The 6,113-nt window shown below is 57.9% G+C and carries 3 protein-coding genes; 1 reads left to right on the plus strand and 2 read right to left on the minus strand.

Annotation, left to right across the window (positions count from 1 at the left end; translation table 11 throughout):
• Nucleotides 1-857: 857 nt before the first annotated feature.
• Nucleotides 858-2,288, minus strand: coding sequence for a pectate lyase (locus ABX749_RS18065; RefSeq protein ID WP_372897190.1), 1,431 nt, complete (start codon nucleotides 2,286-2,288; stop codon nucleotides 858-860).
• Nucleotides 2,289-2,580: 292 nt separating this feature from the next.
• Here ABX749_RS18065 and ABX749_RS18070 point away from each other — a divergent pair, with 292 nt between their 5' ends.
• Nucleotides 2,581-4,980 carry a sulfatase-like hydrolase/transferase gene (locus tag ABX749_RS18070; protein ID WP_372897191.1) on the plus strand — a complete coding sequence of 800 codons (2,400 nt, stop codon included), beginning with the start codon at nucleotides 2,581-2,583 and terminating at the stop codon, nucleotides 4,978-4,980.
• A gap of 5 nt (nucleotides 4,981-4,985) precedes the next feature.
• Here the strand turns inward: ABX749_RS18070 and ABX749_RS18075 are convergent.
• The coding region (locus ABX749_RS18075) for a GNAT family N-acetyltransferase (RefSeq protein ID WP_372897192.1) at nucleotides 4,986-6,113 on the minus strand (1,128 nt) is incomplete at its 5' end.

A 6,113-nucleotide genomic window follows, 5' to 3' on the forward strand; every position in this document is an offset into this window, starting at 1 on the left:
GGATATTCTGCTGCGCGGACATCAACCGCGCGGAGCCGATCTCTCGCAAATGGCACCGTCGCCACAATCATGCTGAGCGTCTGGATCGCCCGATCTCGATTGCCAACCCAACGAGCATCAGATGTGCCGAACAGTATTGGGTCAGGCCTCTTTGATTCGAATTGCTCAACAAACACCTGACTCCTTTGCACGTTGTTTCTGACCCCTTTGCACTTTGTTTGACCAATCTATTTCTTGCGTCGGGTGAGATAGCCTCCCAGACCCAAAGCCAAGAAAGCAGTGCTGGACCCAAGTATTAGGTAAATCTGTCTCCCGAAATGAGCGCTCGATTTCATCCGTTGCCGTAACTCTGTTTCACTCGTGTGCAACAACTCCTGTTCCAATTGGCGCGCCCCAAGTTTCCAACCCAATTTGTTTCCTTCCTCAAGGTATTTGGGTAAGCCGTCTTGCCATGGTGGACTACCAAATTCTCGCTTTGGCGACCAGACCGGCAATCCTGACTCGTCCGGGTCAGAGATGTCGTCGTAGAAAAAACTGAGACAGGCCAACCAACCGTCTCTTCGGATCTCCATATACTCGGCAACGCCTTTGCTCCCCACCAGCATCCTTACTTCCTGGATCTCCGTAGAGGTCGGCAGCTGATACGACACGGTTGTTTGGATTTCAACATCCGAGCAGTACTGATGATTCCACAACCATTTTCCGAATAGGGCGACTGAAAGCACCGCAAGAAGTGTTAGGATTGGTCGCATCACACCAGCCCCCGGGGTTGGTTGGCGGTTCTCTGCACACGTCAGTCGAACGCATTCTTCTTGCAAAGGCGTGTAAAACCCCTCCTTCATTTTCTCGATTCGAACCTAGCGAGATTGCGATTTGACATAGGCGGCCAGTACGGACAGGTTTTGGCTGAAAATGGCGCTGGACAGGTACGGAGTTCCGAGTGGCATTTTTGCTTGTCCCACCAGCCGCTGGCCGTCGAACGTGCTCACCCAGCGTCGCTGAGCGTCGAGCGCACCGATGATCTGTTGAGCCTGTTTTGCCAAGTCCCGTGGGGAAGCTTCCGGTTCCGGCGCCAATCCGCCGCGGACGCGTTGGAATTGTTTGCCGAGTTGGGCCAATTGCGATTCCGTCTTCCAGCCGTAGTGGCTGGGAAGATCGGAATCATCGTAGCTCAATTCATACACGTCGCCGCGACGCTTCATGTAGAGCGGACGGTTCGTCTGCAGTTCGTAGTAGCGGGCGAGCCGGCCGTCAAGAAGCAGTGATCCGCGTAGCCATTTCGCCGCGGCCGGGATCGGTTCAAGGTATTTGTCGTCACCGGTGACATGGGCGATACGCATCAGCGTCTGCAACACCTCTTGAGTCTCATCGCCGGATACGCCGGGCGGTTCAAACTTGCGTGCCCAGATCGGCTGCATGTCGTAGTTGTATTGTTGTGCCCATCCGGGTTGCGGCATCGGCATTTGAGCGAGAACCAAGAAGTCACCGAGTCTTCTCAGCGCGTCCAGGTAGCGGTCGTCGCGATAAACGCGGTGGGCATCGATCAACAGATCCGCGACGTACCCGGTCACGTTATCGTTGAGCGTGTACATGTCCCAGTAGTTCTTGATCCGGCCTTCGGTCCGCCAGTCATACTCGGGATAGTTCGCCGGCTTGATCGGTTGGTCGCTGACCGGTCCCGTCCAGACTTGAGGGAATCCGCCGTTGGGGAATTGCGCCGCCAGCAGCGCGTCCAGCCCCGTGATCGCGGACTGGTGAATCTCCGTGTTGCGAAAGCCATTGGCCAGATCCGCGAGTACGAGGAACCGAAGCGCCGATTGGGTTTGTCCGTCGTCCAGCGACGAGTTGTTTTTCCCGCTTCCCTTGCCGTTGCGATAATCCGCCCGGCGTTCACCGCTGGGGTTCAAGTCGACGCAGTTTGTCCAGCCTCCGGATTTGAGTTGGCCGTAGGCGACCGCGCCAGCCGCAGCCGTCGCGGCATCGAGATAGAACGCGTCTCGCGTTGCTGCGTAGGCTTCCAGCAGCGCCATCCCCACCGTCGGTGTCCCCGGCGGTTGGATCCAAATCTGATCGTCGGTCGCCACGCCCTCGCCCCACCGCTGTTTCAGGTCGAGCGAGTAGTGATACACATAGCCTCCGTGGCTCGCGACGTTTTCAACGTAATAGCCGGCGGCTTCACGCATCGCTTCGACAGCCTTCGACTTTAACGCGTCCTGCGCCGACGCATCAATGAGCGACGAGGGAATCGCCAACGCGATCAGCCCAAGGCAAAACAGTTGTATTCGCATGAAGACACCTTCTGTGAGACGGATGCGCTGCACGAGCGATCCGTAGTGTAACCACTCACGGCACCTGGTTCCCCTTGTTCTGGCCAACCTCCAAACAGAACCGTTTAAAACCCCTTTCCCCTTTTTCGTCAATTGGTTCGATCACTCGGTGATCTCGCAGTGATGACTTGAGAATTGGGTGGGGACGCGTCAGACTGATTGACGGTCTGGCGTGTTCCTTTCGATTTCTTTCTTCAATTTTCACGGTTGCAGCCGAATGTATCCGCATCTCTTGCGACGCCCATACGCTCCATTGGCAGTACTCGCGACTGCATTCCTGTTCTTGGGGTTTCTGTCTTCGACGCATCTCAGGGCGGAGTCAACCAATCGACCCAATATCGTTCTCATTCTGGCCGACGACTTGGGGTTCTCCGACTTGGGCTGCTACGGCGGCGAGATTCAAACGCCGAACCTGGATGCACTGGCTGAAAACGGGTTGCGGTTCACCCAGTTCTACAACACCGGACGCTGCTGGCCGACACGCGGATCGATGATGACGGGATATTACGCCCAACAAATTCGTCGCGACTTTTTGCCAGGCGTTCCGAGCGGCGGTGGCAACCGTGGCCTGCGACCGGATTGGGCCGTGCTGCTGCCGGAGATGTTGGCTCAGGTTGGCTACCGATCCTATCACACCGGTAAATGGCACATCGACGACACGCCCACCAACTGTGGATTCGAAAAGACATCGCTGAATCAGACGGGGCGTTACTTCAAGCCGAAGAACGGCCCCAACGGAAAACCGATCCGGCCGCTGCAGTTCGACGACGAGTTTTACTTGACCAGCGCGATGGCTGATGATGCGATCCAGAACTTGAAGGAACACGCCGAACAACATCCCGATCAACCGTTCTTTCAATACCTGGCGTTCACTGCGCCGCATTTTCCGCTGCACGCGCTACCGGAAGACATCGCGCTGTATGCCGAAACCTACAAAAGTGGCTGGGAAGCGATTCGCCGCCAACGTTGGCAACGCATGCAAGCCATGGGGCTGTTGGATCCCGAATCGGCCGAGCGCGTTTCGGCAGTCGAGCGAGACTTGGGACCACCGTACCATTTCCCTGAGGCGTTTGAGATCCTTGGCGAGGGTGAAACCAACCGTCCGGTGGCCTGGAATCAGTTGACGGACAAACAGAAACAATTCCAGACGACCAAGATGGCGATTCATGCGGCGATGATCCACCGCATGGACATTGCGATCGGACGTGTCCTTGATCAAGTCCGCGCGATGGATCGCTGGGACGACACGATCGTCATGTTTTTGTCCGACAACGGCGCGAGTGCCGAAATCATGGTCCGCGGTGACGGGCATGATCCGGCCGAACCGCCGGGATCGGCACTGACATATCTGTGCCTCGGCCCCGGTTGGTCGACCACTGCCAACACGCCGTTTCGACGCCACAAGACGTGGACGCACGAAGGCGGCATCGCGACCCCGTTCATCATCTCTTGGCCGAATCGAATCAAGGAGCTCGGTCAGTTTCGGCGCAACCCCCAACACGTGATCGACGTCGCCGCAACGCTGCTGGACTTGACCGGCGCGACGCACCCCGAAGATGCTCCGCCGCCGCCGGGGGAGAGTTTTCTCGCTGACTTGGACGACGCGTCTTCTGCTGACGAGCGGACGCTTTGGTGGTACCACGACGGGCACCGGGCGATCCGACGCGGACGTTGGAAAGCTGTTTCTCCGATCGGCGAACCCTGGGAACTGTACGATCTGTCCGTCGATCGGATCGAGTCGGTGGATCTTGCCTTGCCGCGCGCCGACAAACTGGCCGAGTTGGTCGCCGCATGGGAAAAGCAACTCGACGAATCGATTGAACTGGCCACTGGGGACCTTGGTGAAGACGTTCGAGGAAAGCAAGTGCGCTCGACTCGCCAATCGGACATGATGTCAAAAGCCCAGCAAGACGGACGCATCAAACGCAGTCAGGTGCTACCCAACGGGGAAACGTTCGTCGTCGCCGGTCGGCATGCCTTCTTGATGAAGCCTGATTCAGCGGCTGACGCGAAACTGGGCAAACCGTGGATCTTCTACGCCCCCGCCCTGTCGCGTTATCCCGACACGCATGAGTCATGGATGCACCAACAGTTCCTCGACGCCGGGGTCGCGGTCGCGGGAATCGACGTCGGCGAAGCCTACGGGAGCCCCCACAGCCAACCGTTCTTTGACGCCCTGTACGACGAAATGGTGTCACGCGGTTACAGCACCAAGCCGGCGTTGCTGGGACGCAGCCGAGGCGGTTTGTACGTCAGCCGGTTTGCGATCGAGCGTCCGGAACGTGTTGCGGCGATCGGCGGCATCTATCCGGTACTCGACTACACCAGCTATCCCGGCGTGGAACGCGCCGCCGCGGTCTATGGCGTTTCGGCGGATGATCTGCAGCGACGACAGGACGAGTTGAATCCCGTCAAGAAACTGAAGGTGATCGCTGAAGCCGGGATCCCAGCGTACGTGATTCACGGAACCGACGACCGCGTCGTCCCGATCGATCGAAACTCTGCCGAGTTGGAATCCGCTTACCAGTCGGCCGGCAGCGCGGATGCCATCACCTTGGAGCGCGTCGATGGCCAGGGGCACAATTTCTGGGAAGGCTTTTTTCGCAGCCAGAAATTGATCGATTTCCTGATCACCGAGGCCAAAGGCGACTGAGCCGTTCAATCGTTGCGTGCTTTGCCAGTGGCTCGCTTCGCCAGGCGTGCGCCCGATTGCATCAGCGGCAGCAGCTTGGAGACCGCCCAGTTCATCTTTGTGTCCAAGCTGATCACGATGCTTTGAAAGGGAAGACGTTGGGCATAGAAACTGTTGATCAATGCGTTGTTCGGATCGGTGCATGAATCGCAAACGGTGCATCCCGATTCGTGAAGCCAATGAACGTTTTGCAGTTCCAACAGAAAGCCGGGTGAAAACTCGGCAAATCGTTCATCGTACGTGGTCTTGTATCCGCTGACGTGACCGCCGCTGTGGATGTCGACGAGCATGGCGATTGAGGCGCCGTCGAGCGTGAGTCGCCCGAATCGGATCGAGTCTTGTTGGCCGAAGCGATCGACCATTTCAAGGAAGAAGGCAAGTGATTGACTTTGACAGGCCAACGCGGTGCCTTCGCGACCCTTCCAGCCACTGGCTTCCAAGTCAACGAATTGGTGTGCCCATTGGTGAAGGTCATTCGCGCCGCCGGAGTGTTGAAAGGCGACGTCGCCCTTCCCCTGCAACTTCGTGAGAAGTTTTTTGGCTTTCTTTCGACGATTCTTTGACATGCATTGACGGAGATACGCTTCGGCGTCTGCGTCTGGTTCCACCGCGGCCCGAGTAAATCGATCGCGGCTGAAGGTGGATAGACGGTTTTGGGCTGCGGTGCTGCGAAGGCACTGATCAAATTCCGGCGCGGCCGAGACGGTGTCCAAGGCCAGCAATCGGGCGCCCGTTTCGGAGAGCGACGTCAAGATCGCGGTGAGCGCTTCGTTGGCGTATTGGCGATCCAACAACGGAGTCGAGTCGAACGCTTCATCCGGCCGCCAGGCGTGAACGCAATGAATCGGCAAGCGATAAAACGCTTGCGTTACCAGGGGCATCACCCCGTAGACCTCTGACGCGTCGCCGTTTGCGGGCGTCCCCTCGATGACCAACAAACGCGCCGATGCGTCCGACCGGTGCTTCATCAGCGGAATCAAAAACTCCGGCTCGTAGCATGGATTTCGCCACGCACAGCGTTCGACCAGCCGTCGCCAAGCCGGGACGAGGGATTCCATTTCACAAGCATCGGTCACAAACCGCCCCCGCAACGA

The organism is Stieleria sp., assembly GCF_041595215.1.
Taxonomy (GTDB): domain Bacteria; phylum Planctomycetota; class Planctomycetia; order Pirellulales; family Pirellulaceae; genus Stieleria; species Stieleria magnilauensis.